Raw genomic sequence first — 23,050 nt, 5'->3', positions numbered from 1 at the left:
GGGTGGCGGCTACGCCTTACCCGACCTACGTTTCAAGCCGCTGTAGGCCCGGTAAGGCGTAGCCGCCACCGGGCTATTTCCCTGCCTGTGGATGCGTATCAAACCCCGCCATCACGGCCGTCAGCTCGGCCAGGGTAAAGCCGTGCTTCGGGTCATCAACGCCCAGGCCAAACCGCGCCTGCATCAGCTTATACAGCGCCTCCGCATCCGGCAAATGGATCTGCTCCTCCATATGACCGTTCTGCCAGTGGGTAAAATTAAAGTTTGTCAGCGTCAGCTTGCCCCCGTCCGGCAGGTGGCGACACATCAGCAGGTGATGACGGAAATGGGACTGCGGCCAGTGCGCCGACCAGAAGTTTCCCATCACGTAATCGTTGAAGTACTGGGTCGCCAGGTCGAAGTGGTACATCGACTGCCAGTGCTCGTGATGGCGGAATTGCAGTACCCAGTCGTTACCCTCGCTCAGCAAACGATAACGCCCGTGTGGGGTTTCCTGTTCCTCGTTGGCGATCAAACGAATCGGCGCCGTCAGCGTTTGTCCGCCAAATCCCACATCGGCGATCCAGCGCTCGCCGTTCAGCTCAACCAGCAGCAACCGGTGCGTGCGTGGCGGCATCTGCGACGGATTAGCCAGTACAACCCGCCCCAGCACGCTGCGCACCGTAAACCCGACTTCGCGCAACACCCGCTCAAACAGGCCGTTTTGCTCGAAGCAATACCCCCCCCGACGCGCGGTGACCAGTTTATCCACCAGACACCCGTCGTCCAGATGGATTTCCCGCGGCAAAACAACATCGATATTTTCGAAAGGGATTGCGCAGTTATGGTGTAAATGCAGCCCCCGCAGGGTATCGATATCAACCTGCACGGGCTGCTGCCAGCCCGTGCGGGCGAAATAAGCACTCAGAAATGGGGACATGATTTGCTCCAGGATGTGATATCCCCTGTTTATAAACTATTTTCCCTTATGCATATGCGCAAAAGTGCTTTTTCGTCATACTCATCGTGTACATGAGGAGATCCTATGAACCACTTTCGCCCTGTTGAATTACGCCATGCCAGCCGTCTTCTGAATCACGGTCCAACCGTGCTCATCACCAGCCGGGATGAGACCATCGATCGTCGCAACGTCATGGCCGCCGCATGGTCTATGCCGGTGGAATTTGAGCCCCCGCGTATCGCGATTGTGGTAGACAAAAGCGCGTGGTCACGGGAGTTGATCGAACGCAGCGGGAAATTCGGCATTGTGATCCCCGGCGTGGCGGCAGCCAACTGGACCTGGGCGGTCGGCAGCGTCAGCGGGCGCGACGAGGATAAATTCAACTGCTACGGGATCCCGGTTATTTATGGCCCTGAGCTTGGCCTGCCGGTTATAGAAGAGAAATGTATGGCGTGGATGGAGTGCCGGTTATTACCTGTAACCTCTGCGGCAGAGAAATATGACACTCTGTTTGGCGAAGTGGTTTCCGCCGCGGCGGATGAACGCGCATTTGTCGCCGGACGCTGGCAGTTTGACGGGGATAAGCTGAATACGCTGCATCATCTGGGTGCGGGTACGTTTGTCGCGAGCGGGAAAATGGTGAAGGCGCTGGAATGATTTTTTAATTATACCCATCTGAATTATATAAAATTTCTATGGCATTTTATGTTTATCACGACGATGTTAAACGGAGGATATTTCAGAAGCTGTTGCATAAACAATCTTTCGTAAAGGAAATATGCATGTCATGGAACAAAGATGGCGCAATATCATATGCGAAATCACACGCGCAACCCAGCAGCACGGGTTATTGTGCTCGTTACGTAACAGAAGCGATCAGAGCGGGTGGTCGATTAAAAATCCCCAACACGCGTCTGGCAAAAGATATGGGGCGCACATTAGTCAATGCAGGCTTTCACCTGGTATATGATCAACCCCATGCTGGTGACGTCGCAGTTATCCAAAATATAATTGGTCATGATAGCGGTCACGTTTGTATATACGATGGTCAACAGTGGATCAGCGATTTTGTGCAACGCACCATGTATCCTGGGCAGGCTTACCGCAACATACAACCTCATTACGAACTGTTCAGGCATGATTAATGAAACCACTCTACTTTTTACTTTTCGCCCTGTCTCCGCTCGCGGCCGCAGAAAACATTTATGCACCGGGTCAGGCGGCGCTTAAATTCAATCAATGGTATATAGCGCAGTTAGATCAGAACAAACCACCCGTACTCAATCCAGACATTATGAACGAGTACGTAGCCTCAGGGACCATTGCAGCAATTAAAGAAATGTACTCTGGCGACAGTAACGACAAAGATATGCCCGATGCGGATATGTTTATCAAAGCGCAGCACTGGGATGATGACTGGAATCAGATAACCGTCTTACATTCTGATTTTGACGCCGTTTGCACAAACGTCTATGTCGCATTTGGTAAGAAGCAAGATCATGTGATTGCAGATTGTCTCGTTGAAGAGCAAGGAAAATGGAAAGTGCGATCGGCGACGCTAATTAAGTAACAGGCATAAACTCCCTGTCGTAATAATAAAGGCACATGGTAGCCAAATGACTACCATGTGCAATTAATTAACTCTTCACACGCTTCGCAATAATCTCATCCGCCACATTCCGCGGAGCTTCCGCAAAATGATGGAATTCCATCGTATACGTCGCGCGCCCCTGGGACATCGAGCGCAGCGTGGTGGCGTAGCCAAACATCTCAGCCAGCGGGACGTCAGCGCAAATAATCTGGCTGCCATACTGCTCTGCCATACCCTGCACCAGGCCGCGACGGGAGGAGAGATCGCCCATAATGTTCCCGGCGTACTCTTCCGGCGTTTCCACCTCAACGTGCATCACCGGCTCAAGAATAACCGGATCCGCCCGCCGTGCGCCCTCTTTGAAGCCGAGGATCGCCGCCATGCGGAAGGCCATCTCCGAGGAGTCAACGTCATGGTAGGAACCAAACGTCAGGGTCGCTTTCACATCCACCACCGGATAGCCCGCCAGCACTCCCGTATTCATGGCTTCTCGCAAGCCTTTTTCCACCGACGGGATGTACTCCCGCGGCACCACCCCGCCTTTGGTGGCATCTTCAAACACAAAACCACTCCCGGCGGCTAACGGCTCAAGGCTCAGGACCACATGACCGTACTGCCCTTTCCCGCCGGTCTGTCGGACAAATTTACCTTCAATATCCTTCACCGCTTTACGCAGAGTTTCACGGTAGGTGACCTGCGGACGACCAATGTTCGCCTCAACGCCAAACTCACGCTTCATGCGGTCAACGATGATCTCCAGATGCAACTCGCCCATCCCGGAGATAATGGTCTGTCCGGACTCTTCGTCCGTGTGCAGGCGGAACGACGGATCCTCCGCCGCCAGGCGCTGTAGGGCGATCCCCATCTTCTCCTGATCGGCCTTGGTTTTCGGCTCAATCGCCAGCGAAATAACCGGGTCCGGGAACTCCATCCGTTCAAGGGTGATCACCGCATTCGGGTCGGTCAGCGTGTCACCGGTGGTGACGTCTTTCAGCCCGACACAGGCCGCGATATCCCCTGCGCGCAGCTCGTCCACCTCATGGCGATCGTTGGCATGCATCAGCACGATGCGCCCGATACGTTCTTTCTTACCCTTCACCGGGTTGTACACCGCGTCGCCTTTACGCAGTATGCCGGAATAGACGCGGATAAAGGTCAGCTGGCCGACGTACGGATCGCTCATCAGCTTGAAGGCCAGCGCGGAGAACGGTTCATCATCGCTTGGGTGGCGCTCGGCGTGCTGTCCGTCTTCGTCTACCCCATCAATAGCGGGCACGTCCAGTGGAGACGGCATCAATTCAATCACCGCGTCGAGCATGCGCTGCACGCCCTTGTTCTTGAAGGCGCTGCCGCACAGCATGGGCTGTATTTCGCCGGAGATAGTCCGGATCCGGAGCCCTTTGATGATTTCCGCTTCATCCAGTTCGCCCGTCTCAAGGTACTTATCCATAAGCTCATCGCTGGCTTCTGCCGCAGCCGAAACCATTTTTTCTCGCCACGCCTGGGCGGTGCTCAGCAGATTGTCAGGCACTGGCGCATAGCTAAACGCCATGCCCTGCGTCGCATCATCCCAAAGAATAGTGCGCATCCTGATGAGATCCACCACGCCGGTGAAGTGTTCTTCTGCCCCCACGGGGATCACAATCGGGACCGGATTGGCTTTCAGCCGCTCCTGCATCATCCGCACCACGCGGAAGAAATCTGCGCCCGGGCGGTCCATTTTGTTGACGAATGCCAGACGCGGAACGTGATATTTATTCGCCTGACGCCAGACGGTCTCCGACTGCGGCTGCACGCCACCGACGGAGTCATAGACCATCACCGCACCGTCGAGCACTCGCATGGAACGTTCCACCTCAATGGTGAAATCCACGTGCCCGGGGGTGTCGATAATATTGATGCGGTGCGGTTCAAAGCCTCTGTCCATACCGGGCCAGAAACAGCTTACCGCCGCCGACGTAATGGTGATCCCGCGCTCCTGCTCCTGCGCCATCCAGTCGGTGGTTGCCGCGCCATCGTGTACTTCACCCAGCTTGTGGCTCATCCCGGTGTAAAACAGGATGCGCTCAGTGGTGGTTGTTTTGCCGGCATCGATATGCGCGGAGATACCGATGTTGCGATAACGTTCGAGTGGAATGGGTCGGGGCATGATATTTCCTTAAGTCTTCATGACTGGTTTGTGACGACCGGGATGGTCGCGTGTTCGTTCGTTTGTTATAATAGTCCTATTGTACGAGTATTATCGAACTATTTTTTAACGGTTGACCTATTGTTGATATAGCTCAATCTCACGCGAGACGCAGGAAAACGATGATCCCAAACCACCCGGAACCTGAACAAATAGTGTTGGAAAATGTGCTGTTCGCCCTCGGCAACCCGCTGCGATTAGCGATTATCCGCAGGCTGGCCGACGGCAGCGAACTGAGCTGTAACGCACTGCGCCCGGAAGAGGTGGTGAAATCCACTATGACTCACCACTGGCGCGTGCTGCGCGACAGCGGTGTGATCTGGCAGCGCCCGCAGGGGCGCGAGAATATGATCTCACTGAGAAGAGAAGATCTGGACGCCCGTTTTCCTGGGCTGCTGGCGATCCTGCTCCAGGCTAAGTAGCGGCAGCGTCCTCAAGACGATAAACCGGAATGCGCCGTATTGTTCCGGTAAGGGTGTCGAACACCTCCGTATCGGACGTGACTATTCTCATCCCGGTCTTCCTTAACCGCTGCACCTCGGCGGCTATGCGCTGGAGGCCAAACCAGAAAAGCCCGTCAAGCGCGGTGACCGCAAGCCCCTGTTCCAGCGCCAGCTGGAGGCGCTCGCGGGGGGCTTTCACCTGCTGAGCGATTTGCCGGTAAGGCACTTCCGATCCGCCGGACGCATCGATTCGCTGAATACGGGTCTTCAGGTGGTAGGTAAATTCATCGGGAATGCCGTTCAAATCCTGTTTAAGGCTGTAGACGCAGCCAAACCGCTTGCCGTTGAACAGGACATTTTTTTGACTGAGCTGAAACTCATTTCTGATGCCATCAATCAGCTGCGGTGCGCGGGTAAGAAGTAACCGGAAGGGAAGCTCAAAGCTGGTCACGTAATCCACATTCAGCAGCGCAAGACGCAGCCGCTCTTCTGCTCCGGATTTCTGGTCATGACACTCGCGCATCACCTCCGCCCACTGGCGCGTCAGGCGTTCCGGCTCACCGGCTTCGGTGAGGAGGTATTTTTCCAGATGATAATCGACTCTTCCGGTCATGTTGGGCATCCCGTCAATGTGGATGCGGTAATTCTATCCAGCGCGGCAGGATTTATAAAGGGCGGAGCGCACCGGCATCCGCCCTGCCGGGCTACTGCTGGATACTCGACCGGTCCGAAATATCGCTGGCAGATAAGGTTCTTGTAGAAGATGGGATCTGTTTTTTGCGTTTATACCGGTCCGGCTGGCCTTCAGGGCGGGTTTTGAACCGGCGATGCAGCCACATATATTGCTCAGGCGCCATCATCACGGCGCGCTCAATCGCTCTGTTCATTTGCGTGGCCACCGACGCTTTGTCGCCTCCCTGCAAGGTATCGCTAATATCTTCCAGAATAATCAGCTCATACCCTGTGCCGTCTGCTTTTCTGCGCGGTACAAACGGGATCACGGCCGGTCTGGCACTTTTCACCAGCATGTAGCTCCCGGCAGTTGTCGCGGCGTCCGGGACGGCAAAAAACGGCACAAACACGCTATTCGTTTTGCCATAATCGTGGTCCGGGGCATACCACAGGATCTCGTTTTGCTTCAGCGTGCGGATCATGCCCTTCAGGTCATAGCGGTCAAGCATGGTTTTATTGGAACGCAGACGACCGCGCGTTTGCAGCCAGTCGAGCAACGCATTATTGTTGGGACGATACACACCAATACCCGCGTTGAGCATGCCAAAGATGCGTGCGCCTAATTCCAGCGTGAGAAAATGCATGCCAATGAGCACCACGCCCCTTCCTTGCGCCCGCGCCTGTTCCATATGTTCGTAGCCGGTCACGCTGAAGTGTTTCCGTACGCGCCAGTCTGGCCAGAACCACGCTATCCCCGTTTCAATGACGCCCATTCCAACCGATTCAAAATTACGCTCAAGTAAACGCTCGCGCTCGTCCTCTTTCATATCAGGAAAGCAAAGCTCAAGATTTCGTCTGGCGATCTCCACGCGACGTGGAAGCAGGCGCATAGCCAGACGCCCAAGCCCGTGACCTGTTTTTAACAGCAGCGGGTACGGAAGCTGAACCGTGCACCAGAGCGCGGCAATGCCTGCCCAGCTGAGCCAGTAACGAGGATGAATAAAGGCGAGTGAAAACTGAGGTAATTTTGTCATGGAAAAATTATCCTTTTACTAATTTGTACTTAATCTGGTGCAGTTGCAGTGCTTACCTGCTGATTTAACGAATATTGTTCGGAAGGATGAATTGTAGCGGAATCGTTATGGTTTTTATTATCGATTTTTGCGAAAGGGAATAAAAGCGAGGAGCGCCGGGTGATATTGCACCACCCGGCAGGCAAGTTACATCGAATAACCGGGCTTCTTAATCAGTTCATCCAGTTTCGGGCCGATCTCGGTATCCCAGACCTGCGCCTTCCAGTCAGCTTCCTGAACCTCCTGAAGCGCCACGGAGATTGAGCGATCTTTGCTGTTCAGATGACGGGCGATCGCTTCGGCGATATCCGCCGCCAGGGCCGTTTTTTGTTCGTCAGTCAGATCGCGTGGAAAACATTTGATATCAACGTGTGGCATGGCCAGGGCTCCTTTTATAGGTGAGCGTTCCACGTTATCAGATTATATCGTTAGCTTTTAGCACCTTGTGCAGTTCCGGCAGCACGCAGACGGCATCCGCGACGGCGGTAATATTAGGCGTGTTAGTGGTAAACCACTCATGACGTGGCCCCCAGGTACGCGCAACGGCAATATAGACGTCAAGCAGCGTCAGCTGTTTGCCAAACGCAAACGGCGAGGCGCTGAGCTGGCTGTCGAACCACAGATAGAGCGATTTTCGGTACTCAATGCAATTTTTCTTCAGCTGTTCCGGGGCATCAGGCACCCAGCGTTCCGGGTAATCTGCATACGTAAAGGTGGGATAGACGTTCGCCACAAACCAGATGAGCAGGCGCTGAAACTGCTGGCGCTCGGCCTGCCCTACGGGCGGCGCGAGGTCGGGACGTCTGTCGAGCACCATCAGGGCGATCGCCGCGGTTTCCGTCACGATCGCCCCGTTTTCCAGCTCCAGCGTCGGCACCTGGCACAGCGGGTTCAGTTTCAACAGCAATTCGCGCTGCGGGCCGGGCTGGTCAAACCCGTCCACGTTGACGAACTGATACGGGATGTCTGCCAGAGTCAGCATCACTTCACTGATTGCCGATCCCCAGCCGGGTACGCCATAGAGTTTGATCATGTTGCCCCCTCAGGGATGAAAACCCTAAGTGTAGAGCACCATTAGTAGGTTATCCCGGGCGGGTTAACGTCAGAAGAAGTCACCGCTTCGCCCGCCTCCCCCCAGCGCGCCAGCACCTTTTGATACTCCCCGCGCTTAATCGCACCGTCCAGCGCAGCCTGCAACGCATACACCAGCCCATTACCTTTTTTGGTTGTGGTGGCGACATAGGCTTTCTTCGGCCCTAATCCCACGACGCGGGTTTTGCCGGTTAAGGCGGCTTTGTAGGCCGAAACGGACTGCGGTCCAAAGAAAACATCCGCCCTGCCGGACTGAATATAAAGATTGCCTGAGGCGTCGTCGGTCAGATAAACCGGCAACACAGGCTCGCGCCCGGCCTTTTTATTCTCTTCGTTCCAGCCCAGCAGAATACGTTCCTGATTGGTGCCTGACCCGACAATCACCTTTTTACCGGCCAGATCTTTCGCACGGGTGATCGACTGTACGTTGCTGGTGGATTTCACCGAGAAGGCGAGGGAATCGACGCGATAGGTCGCAAAATCGAACTTCGCCTTACGTTGCTCGGTGACGGCGATATTCACCAACGCCACGTCATAACGCCCGGAAGTGATCCCCAGCGGCCAGTCTTCCCATGCCGTTGGCACCAGCTTCAGCTTCAGCCCCAGACTGCCCGCCAGCAACCGGGCGATATCCGGGTCGCTGCCAATACGGGTGCGGTTATCACTGGCCAGCTGCGCCAGCGGCGGAGAATTCAGAGCTGAAATCGCCACCGTGAGGGTACCCGGCTCAACAAATTTATAGTTCGCCGGGATTTTCGCCACTGCCTGTTGATCAACCGTCACCGGCAGCGGCTGTTCGTTGGCCTTTAAATCAATGCTGGCGTAGCTCGCCATCGTGAAGACCAGCCCCGCCAGGAGTCCATATTTCATCTGCGCTCCTTACAGCACTTTTGAGAGGAACTGGCGCGTTCGCGGATGCGACGGTCGGTTTAACACGCCGTCGCTGCTGCCCTGCTCCACAATTTTACCGTCGACCATAAATACCACCTGGTCCGCCACTTCCCGGGCAAAGCCGATCTCATGGGTGACCACCACCAGCGTAGTGCCGGAACGGGCGAGCTTTTTAATCACGTCCAGCACTTCGCCAACCAGTTCCGGATCCAGCGCCGAGGTGGGTTCATCAAACAGCATCACGCGCGGGCGCAGCGCCAGCGCGCGGGCAATGGCAATACGCTGCTGTTGGCCGCCGGAGAGGTGACGCGACCAGGCATCGGCTTTATCGCGCAGACCTACCACATCCAGAAGGCTGTAGGCGTTTTCAACAGCCTCTTTTTTACTGAACTTTTTATGCGCGATGGGTGCTTCAATCAGGTTTTCCAGCACCGTGAGATGCGGAAAAAGATTGAAGTTCTGAAACACGTACCCAACGTTGACGCGCTGTTTGAGGATCTCTTTCTCTTTGAGCTCGTAGAGTTTGTCACCCTGACGGCGATAGCCGATGTAATCCCCGTCAATTTGAATAAAGCCTTCGTCTACGCGCTCAAGATGGTTAATGGTGCGCAGCAGCGTCGATTTTCCCGATCCTGAGGGGCCGAGGATCACCGTCACGGAGCCCGGCGGGATCTCAAGCGTGACGTTATCGAGCGCTTTATGTCGGCCAAAAAACTTACTGACGCCGGTAATGGAAATATGTCCTTCAGGAGAGGCTTGCATGAACAGGCTCCTGTGCTGGCGAAGTGGTGACGGAACGCGCGCGACTGGCCGCCCGGTTGTGGTTAACGGCGGAGCGGCGCTCGCTGCGGGCGAGTCCACGCTCAATAACATGCTGGATGGCAGACAGTACGGTGGTGATCACCAGATACCAGACGGCCCCCACCATCAACAGCGGGATCACCTCCTGGGTGCGGTTGTAGATCATCTGGATCGTGTAGAACAGTTCCGGCATCGCCAGCACGTAAACCATCGCCGTCCCTTTGGCGAGGCTGATGATTTCGTTAAACCCGGACGGCAGGATGGTGCGCAGCGCCTGCGGGAGAATTATGCGCACCGTGCGACGCCATGCCGGCAGACCTAGCGCAGCGGCCGCCTCATACTGACCGTGGTCGACCCCAAGGAAACCCCCGCGAATGATCTCCGCAGTATAGGCGCTCTGCACCAGCGTCAGCCCCACGATGGCGGTAGAAAACTGCCCGAGAACATTGATGGTTTCAAAGCTGCCCCAGGTAATGCCGGTAAAAGGCACGCCGAGAGAGAGCGTGTCGTAGAGATAGGAGAAGTTATAGAGGATAATCAGCACCACGATCAGCGGCAGGGAACGGAACAGCCAGATGTACCCCCACGCCAGGCTGCTCAACAGCCATGATGACGAGAGCCTCGCCAGCGCCAGCATGCCGCCAATAACCACGCTCAGTACGGTGCTTATTAATGTCAGCAGCAGCGTCTGGCCGACGCCTTCGAGGATCACCGGGTCGAAGAACCAGCGGGCAAATACCGCCCATTCCCAGCGCGGATTAAAGGCCACGGACTGGATCACGACCGCCAGTACAAACAGCGCCACCACGGCGCCAGCAGCGCGCAGCGGATAACGTGCCGGGACCACTTTTATGGTTTCAACGTTGCTCATCGTCGCTCCTTATGCGGTTTTGCTGAGCGCTTCGCGGATCAGCGTCTTGGTGAAACGCAGCCGACCGTCGAACGGCGGCTGGCTATACTCTTCCGGATCGCGGTTAAGATCGAACTGCGGCTGATACCCCTGACTGAGATAGAGCCGCACCGCCTCCGGCTGGCGAAACCCCGTGGTCAGGTAGATGCGGCTGTAGCCCGCCAGCACCGCCCGGCGCTCCAGCTCCTGTACCACGCGCGCGGCCAGCCCCTGCTGGCGCAGCGTTTTATTCGTCCAGATGCGTTTGATCTCTGCGGTATGTTCGTCGAAGGGCTTGTACGCACCGGTGGCGATGATCTCGCCATCGCGCTCCAGGACGATAAACAGCCCCTGCGGCGCCAGGTACCACTCTGTCAGCTCGACTTCCGCATCCTTTGAAAAGTAGTCGCCGTAACGAGCGGCGTACTCACCGAAAAGCCCCTCGATAATGGGCTGAAGATCGGCATCTTCCGGCGAAACGTCACGAAATTGTTCGCGCATAGCGCCTCCTTAATCGCCCAGACCCGCCGGGTTAACTTCGGAACTGGGGATACGCTCCACGCCTTCCCCCCAGCGGTTCAGCACTTTGTCGTAATCTCCGTTCTTGATCGCGCCGTTCAGCGCGGTTTGAACCGGCTCGACCAGGCCGCTGCCTTTTTTCAGCGTCACCGCGATATGCGCCGCCTTCGGCCAGCCGCCGTCGACGCTGCCGACCAGTTTGGTTTTACCGTTAAGCGCCGCTTTCCAGGCACCGATCACGTTCGGGCCAAAGTAGGCGTCCGCGCGTCCGGACTGAAGCGCCAGCGTTTGGGCCGCGTCGTCTTTGGTGTAGATCGGCGTAAAGGGTTTAAGCCCTTTTTTGAGGTTCTCTTCGTTCCATGCCAGAAGGATGGCCTCCTGGTTGGTGCCGGAACCCACGATGATGCGCAGCCCGGCGATATCCTCTGCCTTCACAAGCGAGTTGATCGGACTGGTGGATTTCACGTAGAAGCCAAGTGAATCCTTGCGGTAGGTGGCGAAGTCGAACTTCTCTTTGCGCGCTTTAGTGACGGTGATGTTGCTGATAGCCGCGTCGTATTTCCCGGAGGCAACCCCCAGCGGCCAATCCTCCCAGGAGGTGGGCACCACGTTCAGCTCCAGTCCGAGGCTGTCCGCTACCAGACGCGCGATGTCGACCTCACTTCCCAGCAGAGTTTTGTTGTCGTCGGAAAAGACCGTCAGTGGCGGTTGATTCAGTCCCGCCACCGCCACGGTAAATTTCCCCGGCACGGCAAAACGATAGTCTTTCGGCAGTTGCGCGATCGCATCGCTGTTTTTGGCGGTATTGATCGGCGTTTTATTGGCCTCAATGCTCACGCCGGTGCCGTTAATATTGACGTTCTCTGCCCAGACGGCAGGGGTAAAGGCCAGCGCAAGCGCCAGAATAAGCGATGATTTCTGCATAGCATTTTTCTCTTTTATTGTTGTGTGAACTGATTTTTGGGCTCGTCTAAGCCCAGACTTTCGCGCAGCGTGGTGCCGGGATAGTCGGTGCGGAACAGGCCGCGCGCCTGTAAAACGGGCACCACCTGGTCAACAAAGCGCGGGAAGGTGTCCGGCGTGCCGCCCTGAATGATGAAGCCATCCGCCGCCTTCTCTTCGAACCAGGCCTGTAAACCATCGGCCACCTGCTCCGGTGTGCCGGAAAAACGCGGGCGCGGCGATGCGGCTTCCAGCGCGACCTGACGCAGAGTTAAGTTGCGCTCACGGGCGTTACGCTTGATTTCATCGGTGGTGCTGCGGAAGCTGTTTTTGCCCAAATCGCCAATATCCGGGAACGGCGCGTCGAGGGGATACTGGCTGAAGTCGTGATGCTCGAAATAACGTCCGAGGTAATTCAGCGCATCATTAATGGAGACCAGTGCCGCCGTAGTTTGATACTGGTTTTCTACGTCATCGGCGTCGTTTCCAACAATCACGCTGACGCCCTGGAATATATGTAAATCCTCTGTGCGACGGCCGTGACTTTCCAGCTGCTGTTTAACATCGCGGTAAAAAGCCTGGGCTTCTTCCCGCGTGTCATGGTGGGTAAAGATGGCGTCAGCGTGTTTTGCCGCCAGCTTTTTACCGTCGTCGGACGCGCCAGCCTGAAAGACAATCGGACGTCCCTGCGGCGTGCGGCCAATATTCAGCGGGCCGGAAACCTGGAAGAAATCACCGTGGTGATCAAGAGTATGCAGTTTCGACGCATCAAAGAACTGTCCGCTCTCTTTATTGCGGATAAAGGCATCCCCTTCCCAGGAATCCCACAGCCCCTTCACCACGTCGAGATACTCATCGGCAATGCGGTAGCGCAGCGCATGCTCCGGGTGTTTTTCGCGGGAGAAGTTCCTGGCTGACCCTTCCAGCGGTGACGTCACCACGTTCCAGCCCGCGCGTCCGTTGCTCAGGTGATCGAGGCTGGCGAACTGGCGTGCAACGGTGAAAGGTTCGCTGTACGAGGTGGATAACGTGCCGACCAGCCCCAGGCGCGAGGTGATACTCGCCAGCGCGGACAACACCGTCAGCGGCTCAAAGCGGTTTAAAAAATGCGGAATGGATTTCTCGTTAATATAAAGGCCGTCGGCCACAAATATAAAGTCGAGCTTGCCCTCTTCTGCTTTTAAAGCCGTTTCTTTAACGAAATCAAAATTAATGCTGGCATCCGCGACCGCCGCCGGATGGCGCCAGGCAGACATATTTCCGGATGCACCATGCAAAATGGTCCCCAGCCGCAATTGACGATGTGCAGACATATTCACCTCAAATTAATTAAACGTGTTGCAGGGCTTTTTCCGCGAGCTGAGCAAAATAGCGGGCAGCGGGTTCGATTAATGCTTCGTCCGGGTTAAATGCCGGGTGATGTAACCCAAACGGACTGTTGCTGCCAATGCTGACAAACGCGCCGGGTATGTTTTGCAGATAAACCGCGAAATCCTCCCCGCCCATGTGCAGTTCCGCATGCCGGGTTTCATATCCCGCTTCGCGCGCGACCGAGGTGGCAAACCCGGCCCAGTGCTCATCGTTCACCAGCGCGGTGGGCCCGGCGTACCAGGTGATGTTGATCTGCGCGCTAAAGGCGCTGGCAAATCCGGCGGCGATTTCACCGACGCGCGCTTTCACGTTCTGCTGCACTTCTGTGCGGTGCGTGCGCAGCGTACCCTCCAGCTCAACGCTTTCCGGCAGCACGTTCCAGGTATTCCCCCCGGCGATGCGCGTCACGCTCAGAACAACCGAATCCAGCGTGTTGACGTTACGGCTGGCAACGCTTTGCAGCGCGGTCACCAGCTGGCTTGCCAGCACGATGGCGTCGTTGCCTTCATGGGGACGTGCGGCATGCGCGCCTTTGCCGGTTACGTGAATAACGAAGCGATCGACGTTGGCATAGAACGGGCCGCCGCGCGTGGCAAACTCGCCGACCGGCAGTGAAGGCTCATTATGCATTCCGAAAATCGCGCGTACGTCGCGTAACGCTCCGGCCCGCACCATGCTTTTCGCTCCGCCGAAATTCTCTTCCGCTGGCTGGAACAGGATCCGCACGCGACCGTTGAGCGAGGCTTCCCGCTCCTTTAGCTTTAGCGCGGCACCGAGGATCACGCTGGTGTGGATGTCGTGCCCACAGGCATGCATCACCCCCGCACGCCGGGAGCTAAACGGCACCCCGCTACGCTCGTCGATGGGTAACGCGTCGATATCGGCGCGCAGCGCAACCAGTGCGTTGCCCGTGCCGATCTCTGCAACCAGCCCGGTCTGGAGATCGTAATCCAGCGGGGCAATCCCGGCGGCCGTCAGCCACTCGCGCAGGCGCGCCGTTGTTTCGACCTCCTGACCGGAGAGTTCAGGGTTCTGGTGCAGCTCACGGCGCCAGGCAATCAGTTGTTCGCTAAAGCTCATACGGTCACCTCCCTGTTAAGACGCGCCTCGGCCAGCAGTCGCAGAGACTGCACGCGCGTTGCGCCATCAGCGACCGGCGTGTCGATGATAAATTCGTCAATCCCCCACTGCTGATGCAGCGCGTTGAGCTGTTCAAGCACCGAGGCCGCCGTTCCGGCCAGCAGAGACTGCGCCCGACGCGCGATGCGCACCGGTTCACTCCCCGCCTGCCGCGCAAAGGCGTAGGCCTGTTCTTCGCTGGCCACGGTGACACGCTGTCCGTTTGCCAGCTCCACACCCCACACTTCAACCTTCTGCGCCAGCGCATCGGCTTCAGCCTGGGTTGGGGCAACAATGACCTGCACGGCCACAATCACCTCCCGGACGCTGTGTTGACGCCAGGCTGTGACGACCTCGCGCAGCAGCTCAGGATCGCCGTTCAGATGGGCGGCAAAGACAAAATGCCAGTCGAGAGAGGCCGCCAGCAGCGCGCTTTCGGTGCTGGCGCCCAGCAGAAATCCCCGGGCAGGCACCGGCGGCAGCGGCGTGGCGCGAACGTCCTCCTCAGCTGACTGACTTTCAGGGCGGATCCAGCGATCGAGCTGCGTCAGTTGTTCAGCAAAACTGCCTTTTTCCTGCGGATTAAGGCCGTGCTGCAAGGCGCGGGTAGAGAGCGGCAGACCGCCGGGCGCTTTGCCAACGCCCAGATCAACCCGGCCCGGCGCAATGGCGGCCAGTACGTTAAAATTTTCGGCAACTTTATAGGGGCTGTAATGTTGCAGCATGACGCCGCCTGAGCCTACGCGAATGCGTTTTGTTTGCCCGAGGATCCAGGCAATCAGCAGCTCCGGCGAGGGGCTGGCAAGCTGCGGGGTATTGTGGTGTTCGGCAATCCAGAAGCGGTGATAACCCAGCGTTTCTGCCTGTTGCGCCAGTGCTAAGGTTCGCGCCAGCGCATCGGCGGCTGTTTCGTGTTCTGCGACGGGGCTTTTATCCAGAATGCTGATTCGCCATGACATGTTGCGTTCTCGTTTGACTTAACATGTCGTCATTATTAAAGGCGGATTTCACCTCTGAGAAACAATTAATTTACATTTGGATTGCCGGAAAACGGCAATAGAGCGTCTGTCATCGGCGTGATTTAAGCGAGGCAATGAGTCTTTCCGCATCCTGCCGTCGGGTAATGCGGAGAAAGCGAATGTGTGCGTACTGCGGGTTTTGCATATCCGCCTCATATCGTTTGCGGTTGCTGCGCCAGGTTTTGATCGTCCAGATGATAATAGAGTCCTTGCTAAGGAACGACCGACGAAAGCTTTCGCGGTTCCCCGTGCCGGGCCAGAGCTCCTGTTTGTGCCAGGCGCGTCTGGAGGCCCGCGTCACCGCCTGCCAGAGCGTGCGGATAAACCCACGATCTATCCACACCACCAGATCGACGTCGCGCCACTTAACGTCGCGTGTGCGATTGTAATTTCCGTCCAGGACCCAGTCAGGCGAGGCGGCGAGCGCTTTTTCCAGGGTTGCAAGAAACTCATCATCCGGTGTTCCCTGCCAGTTCGCTCGCCAGTAAAGCCTGTCCATCTCAATGTAAGGGATAGCCAGCGCCTCCGCGATTCGCCTGCCAAACGTGCTTTTCCCACTTCCGCTGGTGCCTATGATATTGATTTTCACCGTTCCGCCTGCACATGCTGAAGAAAACGGATCGAATCATAACGTTAATAATTTGTTTACGAAACGCCAGACTACTCGTTCGGATACTGCTCGTCGGTGACCTTCTCCAGCCATGCCACCGGACTCCCGTCGACGGCTTCTGCGATGGCGATATGGGTCATGGCCGTCTGCGCGCTTGCGCCGTGCCAGTGCTTCACGCCGGGTGGGATCCAGGCGATATCACCCTGATTCAGCGGTTCCGCCTCTTTCCCCCACTCCTGTAACCAGCCGCGCCCCTGCGTCACGATTAGCGTTTGTCCAAGAGGATGCGTATGCCAGGCGGTACGTGCGCCGGGTTCAAAGGTGACGGTCGCGCCGCCGACTTTTGCCGGTTCAGTCGCCTGGAAAGGTGCGTCAATGCGCACGCAGCCGGTAAACCAGGCCTCTGGCCCCTGAACAGAAGGTAACGAACCGCTACGGATAATTTTCATGATTAACTCCTCGTTTGCTGTTGCGTTAACAGTAGCGTAAAGCCATGGGGAGCATTAGAGTGCATAATCAGAAAGGAACCATGAGTTCAATTCATAAATCGAGTAAGCCGCCATGTTAAAAGACAACTTCAACGATCTGCTTTCCTTTATGGTCGTCGCCCGGGAGCGCAGCTTTACCCGCGCCGCGGCGCAGCTTGGGGTATCTCAGTCGGCACTCAGCCACGCAATGCGCAATCTGGAAGCGAGGCTGGAAGTCCGTCTGTTAACCCGCACCACCCGTAGCGTGGCCCCTACCGAGGCCGGCGAGCAACTCTTTATGCGCTTAAGCCCCCATCTGCTGGAGATCGAGCAGGAACTCACCGCGCTGCGTGATACCCGCGACAGACCTGCCGGGAATATTCGCCTTACCGCCGGGGAGCACGCCATGTCTGCGGTGCTGTGGCCTGTGCTTATACCCTTTATGGCGCAGTATCCTGACATCAACGTTGAAGTCACGGTGGACAATGGGCTGACTGATATTGTCGATGGCCGCTTTGACGCGGGGGTGCGTCTGGGTGAGCAGGTGGCGAAAGATATGATTGCCGTACGTATTGCGCCGGACATGCGCATGGCGGTCGTCGGGTCGGCAGAGTATTTGCAACGTTTCGGCGTACCGGAAACGCCGGAGCAGCTTGATCAGCACCGCTGCATTAATATGCGCCTGCCCACACGCGGCGGATTATATGCCTGGGAATTTGAACGGGACGGACGTGAGCTGCGCGTGCGGGTTGACGGCCAGCTGATCCTCAACAGCCTGCCGCAGCGCATCGATGCCGCCGAAAACGGTCTGGGGCTGGCGTACGTCCCGGAAGATGCGGTTCAGGACGCCCTTGCTGAGGGCCGGTTAATGCGTGTGCTTGAAGCCTGGTGTCCGGTTTTTACGGGATACCATCTGTATTATCCGAGCCGCCGCCAGCACACTACCGCCTTTGCATTACTCATTGCAGCCCTGCGGCATTCATAATGCTCTACCTATAAGTAACTATTAAGTAAACCTGATGATTAAATCAGCATTCGCAGACCTTTTTGCCTAAAAAAACGCCACGATTCAGCGCGTTGTGATCCCCGTCTGCTCTGACCACACGATTTCCTTCGACGTGCATCACTTTCGGCACGGTTATATTTTGCGTCGCTTATCAATTGCGGGTAGGATGCCTCGCCATGTTTTGCCTTATCCATACACAGAATGACTGGAAAGGCAGCATGTGTCTGCGCAGAAGCAATCGTTTGTTTCGGCATCTACCAGGCAGGACTATCACGTTAATGGTTCAGACAGGCAAACAGGTAACTCAATGAAAACAAGCAATAAAAGCGCAGCCGATCATCATTCTGCGAAACGTCGCTGGTTGAACTCTCATGAAGAGGGCTATCACAAGGCGATGGGCAACCGTCAGGTCCAGATGATCGCCATCGGCGGCGCTATCGGTACAGGTCTGTTTTTAGGTGCAGGCGCACGTCTGCAAATGGCTGGCCCCGCTCTCGCCCTGGTCTATCTGGTGTGCGGGATCTTCTCTTTCTTCATCCTTCGCGCCCTCGGCGAACTGGTACTCCACCGCCCTTCCAGCGGCAGCTTTGTCTCTTACGCCCGCGAGTTTCTTGGTGAAAAAGCCGCGTATGTCGCGGGCTGGATGTACTTCGTTAACTGGGCGATGACCGGTATCGTCGATATCACCGCCGTTGCGCTGTATATGCACTACTGGGGCGCGTTTGGCGATGTGCCGCAGTGGGTGTTCGCCCTCGGAGCGCTGGCAATTGTCGGGACCATGAACATGATCGGCGTGAAATGGTTCGCCGAAATGGAGTTCTGGTTCGCGCTGGTTAAGGTGCTGGCCATTGTGATCTTCCTGGTGGTCGGGACCGTATTCCTCGGCACCGGTAAACCGCTGGACGGTAACGCAACCGGCTTCCACCTGATTACCGATAACGGTGGTTTCTTCCCGCACGGCCTGCTGCCCGCGCTGGTTCTGGTGCAGGGGGTGGTGTTCGCCTTTGCCTCCATCGAACTGGTCGGTACGGCGGCAGGTGAATGCAAAGATCCGCAGACGATGGTGCCAAAAGCCATCAACAGCGTGATCTGGCGTATCGGCCTGTTCTATGTGGGTTCCGTGGTGCTGCTGGTTCTGCTGCTGCCGTGGAACGCATACCAGGCGGGCCAAAGCCCGTTTGTAACCTTCTTCTCTAAGCTGGGCGTGCCGTACGTGGGCAGCATCATGAACATCGTGGTACTGACCGCCGCGCTCTCCAGCCTGAACTCCGGACTCTATTCGACGGGCCGTATCCTGCGCTCCATGTCGATGGGGGGCTCTGCGCCGAAGTTTATGTCGAAGATGAGCAAGCAGCAGGTGCCTTACGCGGGTATTCTGGCCACGCTGGTGGTGTATATCTTTGGCGTGTTCCTGAACTATCTGGTGCCGTCTCAGGTGTTTGAGATCGTGCTGAACGTCGCGGCACTGGGCATTATTGCCTCCTGGGCCTTTATCGTGGTGTGTCAGATGCGTCTGCGCAAAGCGATCAAAGAAGGAAAAGCGGCTGACGTCAGCTTCAGGCTGCCGGGCGCACCGGTGACCTCCTGGCTTACCCTCCTGTTCCTGCTGAGCGTGCTGGTGCTAATGGCCTTCGACTACCCGAACGGTACTTACACCATCGCCACAATCCCGCTGCTGGCGGTGCTGTTAATTGCTGGCTGGTTCGGCGTGCGTAAGCGCGTTCACGAGATCCACAGCACCGCGCCGCTTCATCACGACGATGAAAAGCACGACGCACCGCTGGTAGAAGAAACCTCGCGTTAATAAAAAAGCCGGGTGGCGGCTTCGCCTTACCCGGCCTACATCTCATGGTTTTGTAGGCCCGGTAAGCGCAGCGCCACCGGGCAATTCCACCATCACAGCGCGATACGAATCACATCGTCAGGCTGGGTCGCTTCCTGCTGACGGGTTGATTTCTGTTTCACCGTTACGTACAGCGTTTTACCGTCCGCAGACAGCGCCAGGCTGTTCGGGTAAACCGGGGTATCATAAGTTTTGGTCACTTTGTAGGTTTTGGCGTCAATCACACTCACCTTACCCGCCTCGCGGTGCGTCACATAGGCTTCGTTACGCGCCGGGTTAAACAGTACGGCCAGCGATTCTGGCGCAGCGATTTTCTGCATCACGCTGCCATCTTTCAGATTCACCACCAGCACTTCTGGCTGTTTTGAATCCGTCACAAACGCACGCTGGCCGGCAGTGTCCAGGCTCAGGTTCAGGTAGAAGTGCTCTTTTCCGTCATCCTGCACTTTTTTACGGCTAAGGATTTTGTTGGTTGCCGTATCAATGGTCACCAGCTCGCCGTCCGCATTGGTGGTATACAGGCGTTTTGCCTTCGCATCCAGCGCCAGCCCGGTGCTGAACGTGCCGGTGTTCGTGATGGTGTCCTTCAGCTTCAGCGTTGCGCCATCAACAACCCAGATCACGCTCTGCTTGCCGATGCCGGTAATGTATACCGTATTGGTCGTGTCATCGGCCACCAGCTGGCGCGGCTGAAGCGGCTTCACCGTGTCGCTACGCTTGCGATCGTCCAGCACCAGGCGCCCTTTCACCTCGCTCGTTTTGGCGTCAATCGCCGTCACGGCGCTGTTGACGGTGTTACCGAACCACAGCGTCTGGGTGGCGTTATCGATCGTGGCGCCAAACGGCTTGAGATCGTTATGAATCGCCTGCGTCACTTCCAGCGTGACCGGATCCAGACGATAGACCACGCCGCCCTTATCGGTTTTGCGGCTTTGTGACGTCGCAACCCACAGCGCGTTTTCCTGCTGGCTGACGGCCATTTCATACGCGCCCTTGCCGACCGCTTTGCGCAGCATCTCTTCAGCGGCATGAACCTGGAACGTACCGGCAAACAGTAAAGAGCCCAACAGCAGAGACCCACGCAGGCGCGGCGAGCACAGATGACGTAAAGACATAACAATTCCTTTTTAAATGAGGAGATTTACCGCTGACATCACTTCCGGTGGGCAAAGTCATCGCTTTGCCGTTATTTTAATGAGAATAGTAATCATTAATGAGTTGAATGTGGAGTATTTCTTTCCTTCAAAACCTTACATTCACGAAATGTGCGGTTATAGTTTTCATAACATTTACAAAGGATTTAACATATATACACAGGTTCCAGTTGATTTGGTTCGAATTTTTCTTAACCGGTTTACTCCATGAAAATTATTACTGCCCGTAAGGCATCACTACCACTGCTCTTCGTTCCCGTCATTTTTGGCCCGCTGAGTGCGATGGCCGCGGATGAACAGACCCTGATCGTCAGCGCCACGCCGCAAACCGTCTCCGAACTGGACACCCCGGCCGCAGTCAGCGTGGTGAGCGGCGAGGATATGCGACATGCCACACCGCGCATCAACCTTTCTGAATCCCTTGGGAGCGTACCTGGCCTGCAAATCCAGAACCGCCAGAACTATGCTCAGGATCTGCAACTTTCCGTTCGCGGATTCGGCGCGCGTTCGACCTTCGGCGTACGCGGGATCCGCATGTACGTGGACGGCATTCCGGCAACCATGCCCGACGGCCAGGGGCAGACGTCTAACATTGACCTCAACAGCATTCAGAGCGTCGACGTGCTGCGCGGCCCCTTCTCTGCCCTGTACGGCAATGCCTCCGGCGGCGTGATCAACATCAACACCCAGACCGGACAACAGCCAGCCACAATTGAAGCCAGCAGCTATTACGGCAGCTACGGCACCTGGCGTTACGGCATGAAGGCCACCGGTGCGGTGGGCGACGGGACTCAGGCTGGGGATGTGGACTATGCGGTATCCACCACCCGCTTCACCACCCATGGCTATCGCGACCACAGCGGCGCACGGAAAAACCTCGCCAACGCGAAACTGGGCGTGCGCATTGATGATGTCAGCAAGCTAACGCTGATTTTTAACAGCGTGGACATGAAAGCCAACGATCCGGGCGGACTGAGTTATCAGGAGTGGCAGAACAACCCGCGGCAGTCACCCCGTGGCGATCAATACAATACGCGTAAAACCATTAAGCAGACCCAGGCCGGGATCCGCTACGACCGCCAGCTGAGCGAACAGGACGACCTCAGCGTGATGATGTACGCCGGTGAGCGTGAAATGACCCAGTACCAGTCCATTCCGGATACCACGCAGACTGAAAATCCAGCGCATTCGGGCGGCGTAATTGATATGCAGCGCCACTATCAGGGTATTGATACCCGCTGGACCCACCGCGGCGAGCTGCTGGTGCCGGTAACGTTTACCACCGGCCTTAACTACGAAAATATGAGTGAAAATCGCCGCGGGTATGAAAACTTCGTGATGAACAACGGCGTGCCGGATTTTGGCGTGAAGGGTAACAAACGCCGTGACGAACGTAACCTGATGTGGAACCTTGATCCCTACCTGCAAACCCAGTGGCAGCTCACGCAAAAGCTGTCCGTTGAGGCGGGCGTGCGTTACAGCTCCGTCTGGTTTGACTCCAACGATCATTACATTACCCCGCAAAACGGCGATGACAGCGGTGACGCCAGCTACCATAAATGGCTCCCGGCTGGTGCGGTGAAATACGCCGTGACCGACGCCTGGAACCTTTATGCCGCGGCGGGACGTGGATTTGAGACCCCGACCATCAACGAACTCTCCTACCGTTCTGATGGCAAAGGCGGCCTCAATATTAATCTGCAACCGTCAACCAATAACACCTATGAGATTGGCAGCAAAACCCGCATCGGCAATGGCATCCTGACGGCGGCGCTGTTCCGCACGGATACCGACAACGAGATCGTGGTGGACGAAAACAAAGATGGTCGCACTACCTACAAAAATGCGGGGAAAACGCGCCGTCAGGGTGTGGAAATTGCGCTCGACCAGCAGTTTGCCGAAAACTGGAAGCTGAAAATGGCGTGGACCTATCTCGATGCGACCTACCGTACCAACGTCTGTAGCAATGCAGACTGTAGCGGCAACCGGATGCCGGGGATTGCCCGTAACATGGGGTATACGTCGTTTGGCTGGGAGCCTGAGGAAGGCTGGTACGCGGGGGCAGATGCCCGCTACATGAGCGACGTGATGGCAAACGACACCAATACCGCCAAAGCGCCCTCTTATACCGTGGTCGGTCTGAATACCGGGTATAAACTCAATTACGGCAAATGGGGAATGGACATCTTTGGTCGCGTCGATAACCTGTTTGATAAAGAGTACGTCGGTTCAGAGATTGTTAACGCTGGCTACAATCGCTATTACGAACCCGCCCCTGGCCGTAACTATGGAGTGGGCCTGTCGGTCTCTTATCGCTTTGAGTAAAACATTTTCCGGCAGCGCACGTTGCCGGTAAAAAATAACATCATTCCCGGTAGCCTTAAGCGCCGGGAATATACTCAGGGAAGTTTAAAACGAAT

22 protein-coding genes and 1 pseudogene are annotated in these 23,050 nt (G+C 56.4%); 7 read left to right on the top strand and 16 right to left on the bottom strand.

Annotated elements, in window-relative coordinates; genetic code table 11:
• Positions 1–73: 73 nt before the first annotated feature.
• Positions 74–919 (bottom strand): N-hydroxyarylamine O-acetyltransferase, encoded by an 846-nt coding sequence (gene nhoA / locus SK54_RS12480; protein ID WP_047741257.1) that lies wholly within the window; start codon positions 917–919, stop codon positions 74–76.
• A 105-nt stretch (positions 920–1,024) separates the two neighbouring features.
• On the opposite strand from nhoA, the gene SK54_RS12475 reads away from it, so the two are divergent.
• From SK54_RS12475 to SK54_RS12465, 3 genes are all read left to right on the top strand, one after another.
• Entirely contained in the window at positions 1,025–1,597 is a 573-nt protein-coding gene (locus tag SK54_RS12475; RefSeq protein WP_048247307.1) for a flavin reductase family protein, read from the top strand.
• Positions 1,598–1,722: 125 nt separating this feature from the next.
• Complete coding sequence (locus tag SK54_RS21970) at positions 1,723–2,085, top strand: hypothetical protein (RefSeq protein WP_039273782.1); 363 nt, start codon at positions 1,723–1,725, stop codon at positions 2,083–2,085.
• The gene (locus tag SK54_RS12465; protein ID WP_045345129.1) at positions 2,085–2,510 is read left to right on the top strand and encodes a DUF3828 domain-containing protein; all 426 of its coding nucleotides are present in this window, start codon (positions 2,085–2,087) and stop codon (positions 2,508–2,510) included. Before SK54_RS21970 ends, SK54_RS12465 begins: the two co-directional genes overlap by 1 nt.
• Before the next feature lie 67 nt (positions 2,511–2,577).
• On the opposite strand, the gene fusA is transcribed toward SK54_RS12465, so the two are convergent.
• Positions 2,578–4,680, bottom strand: coding sequence for an elongation factor G (gene fusA / locus SK54_RS12460; protein WP_048247305.1), 2,103 nt, complete (start codon positions 4,678–4,680; stop codon positions 2,578–2,580).
• A 161-nt stretch (positions 4,681–4,841) separates the two neighbouring features.
• Here fusA and SK54_RS12455 point away from each other — a divergent pair, with 161 nt between their 5' ends.
• Positions 4,842–5,141 carry an ArsR/SmtB family transcription factor gene (locus tag SK54_RS12455; RefSeq protein ID WP_000612740.1) on the top strand — a complete coding sequence of 100 codons (300 nt, stop codon included), beginning with the start codon at positions 4,842–4,844 and terminating at the stop codon, positions 5,139–5,141.
• Here SK54_RS12455 and SK54_RS12450 read toward each other — a convergent pair.
• From SK54_RS12450 to SK54_RS12385, 13 genes and pseudogenes are all read right to left on the bottom strand, one after another.
• Positions 5,134–5,775 carry an ECs1377 family protein gene (locus SK54_RS12450; RefSeq protein WP_047365089.1) on the bottom strand — a complete coding sequence of 214 codons (642 nt, stop codon included), beginning with the start codon at positions 5,773–5,775 and terminating at the stop codon, positions 5,134–5,136. The two genes, SK54_RS12455 and SK54_RS12450, sit on opposite strands and share 8 nt — an antisense overlap.
• A 91-nt stretch (positions 5,776–5,866) precedes the next feature.
• Complete coding sequence (locus SK54_RS12445) at positions 5,867–6,868, bottom strand: Kdo(2)-lipid IV(A) acyltransferase (RefSeq protein WP_048247303.1); 1,002 nt, start codon at positions 6,866–6,868, stop codon at positions 5,867–5,869.
• Positions 6,869–7,054: 186 nt separating this feature from the next.
• Positions 7,055–7,285 carry a tautomerase PptA gene (gene pptA / locus SK54_RS12440; protein WP_003857012.1) on the bottom strand — a complete coding sequence of 77 codons (231 nt, stop codon included), beginning with the start codon at positions 7,283–7,285 and terminating at the stop codon, positions 7,055–7,057.
• A gap of 37 nt (positions 7,286–7,322) precedes the next feature.
• Complete coding sequence (locus tag SK54_RS12435) at positions 7,323–7,940, bottom strand: glutathione S-transferase family protein (protein WP_048247301.1); 618 nt, start codon at positions 7,938–7,940, stop codon at positions 7,323–7,325.
• Between the two features lie 41 nt (positions 7,941–7,981).
• Complete coding sequence (locus SK54_RS12430; protein WP_181007826.1) at positions 7,982–8,833, bottom strand: transporter substrate-binding domain-containing protein; 852 nt, start codon at positions 8,831–8,833, stop codon at positions 7,982–7,984.
• 45 nt (positions 8,834–8,878) lie between these two features.
• A complete protein-coding gene (locus SK54_RS12425) occupies positions 8,879–9,652 on the bottom strand; it encodes an amino acid ABC transporter ATP-binding protein (protein WP_048247296.1) in 774 nt (257 codons plus the stop codon).
• Complete coding sequence (locus SK54_RS12420) at positions 9,636–10,562, bottom strand: amino acid ABC transporter permease (protein ID WP_040117689.1); 927 nt, start codon at positions 10,560–10,562, stop codon at positions 9,636–9,638. The genes SK54_RS12425 and SK54_RS12420 overlap by 17 nt, the downstream gene beginning before the upstream one ends.
• Before the next feature lie 9 nt (positions 10,563–10,571).
• On the bottom strand, positions 10,572–11,081 hold the full coding sequence (locus SK54_RS12415; RefSeq protein ID WP_015570459.1) for a GNAT family N-acetyltransferase: 510 nt from the start codon (positions 11,079–11,081) through the stop codon (positions 10,572–10,574).
• 9 nt (positions 11,082–11,090) lie between these two features.
• A pseudogene (locus SK54_RS22750) lies at positions 11,091–13,354 on the bottom strand (NtaA/DmoA family FMN-dependent monooxygenase).
• A gap of 16 nt (positions 13,355–13,370) precedes the next feature.
• A complete protein-coding gene (locus SK54_RS12400) occupies positions 13,371–14,492 on the bottom strand; it encodes an amidohydrolase (RefSeq protein WP_047051063.1) in 1,122 nt (373 codons plus the stop codon).
• Complete coding sequence (locus SK54_RS12395) at positions 14,489–15,490, bottom strand: MsnO8 family LLM class oxidoreductase (protein WP_048247292.1); 1,002 nt, start codon at positions 15,488–15,490, stop codon at positions 14,489–14,491. Before SK54_RS12395 ends, SK54_RS12400 begins: the two co-directional genes overlap by 4 nt.
• A 109-nt stretch (positions 15,491–15,599) precedes the next feature.
• Entirely contained in the window at positions 15,600–16,139 is a 540-nt protein-coding gene (locus SK54_RS12390) for a shikimate kinase (protein WP_045329905.1), read from the bottom strand.
• A gap of 71 nt (positions 16,140–16,210) precedes the next feature.
• Positions 16,211–16,609: a (R)-mandelonitrile lyase gene (locus SK54_RS12385; RefSeq protein WP_015570456.1), complete on the bottom strand. Its 399-nt coding sequence runs from the start codon at positions 16,607–16,609 to the stop codon at positions 16,211–16,213.
• Positions 16,610–16,721: 112 nt separating this feature from the next.
• On the opposite strand from SK54_RS12385, the gene SK54_RS12380 reads away from it, so the two are divergent.
• Both SK54_RS12380 and ansP read left to right on the top strand, forming a co-directional pair.
• A complete protein-coding gene (locus SK54_RS12380) occupies positions 16,722–17,612 on the top strand; it encodes a LysR family transcriptional regulator (protein ID WP_048247290.1) in 891 nt (296 codons plus the stop codon).
• A gap of 328 nt (positions 17,613–17,940) precedes the next feature.
• The gene (ansP, locus tag SK54_RS12375) at positions 17,941–19,437 is read left to right on the top strand and encodes an L-asparagine permease (RefSeq protein WP_048247288.1); all 1,497 of its coding nucleotides are present in this window, start codon (positions 17,941–17,943) and stop codon (positions 19,435–19,437) included.
• A 92-nt stretch (positions 19,438–19,529) separates the two neighbouring features.
• On the opposite strand, the gene SK54_RS12370 is transcribed toward ansP, so the two are convergent.
• The gene (locus SK54_RS12370; RefSeq protein WP_047051059.1) at positions 19,530–20,591 is read right to left on the bottom strand and encodes a 7-bladed beta-propeller protein YncE; all 1,062 of its coding nucleotides are present in this window, start codon (positions 20,589–20,591) and stop codon (positions 19,530–19,532) included.
• Between the two features lie 246 nt (positions 20,592–20,837).
• On the opposite strand from SK54_RS12370, the gene pqqU reads away from it, so the two are divergent.
• On the top strand, positions 20,838–22,955 hold the full coding sequence (gene pqqU / locus SK54_RS12365; RefSeq protein ID WP_047056846.1) for a TonB-dependent receptor PqqU: 2,118 nt from the start codon (positions 20,838–20,840) through the stop codon (positions 22,953–22,955).
• The last annotated feature ends 95 nt before the right edge of the window (positions 22,956–23,050 follow it).

It is taken from the genome of Enterobacter sp. MGH120 (assembly GCF_001037725.1).
GTDB lineage: Bacteria > Pseudomonadota > Gammaproteobacteria > Enterobacterales > Enterobacteriaceae > Enterobacter > Enterobacter hormaechei_C.
Note: the sequence above shows the minus strand (reverse complement) of the source record. Positions and strands in the feature narration are given on the sequence as shown.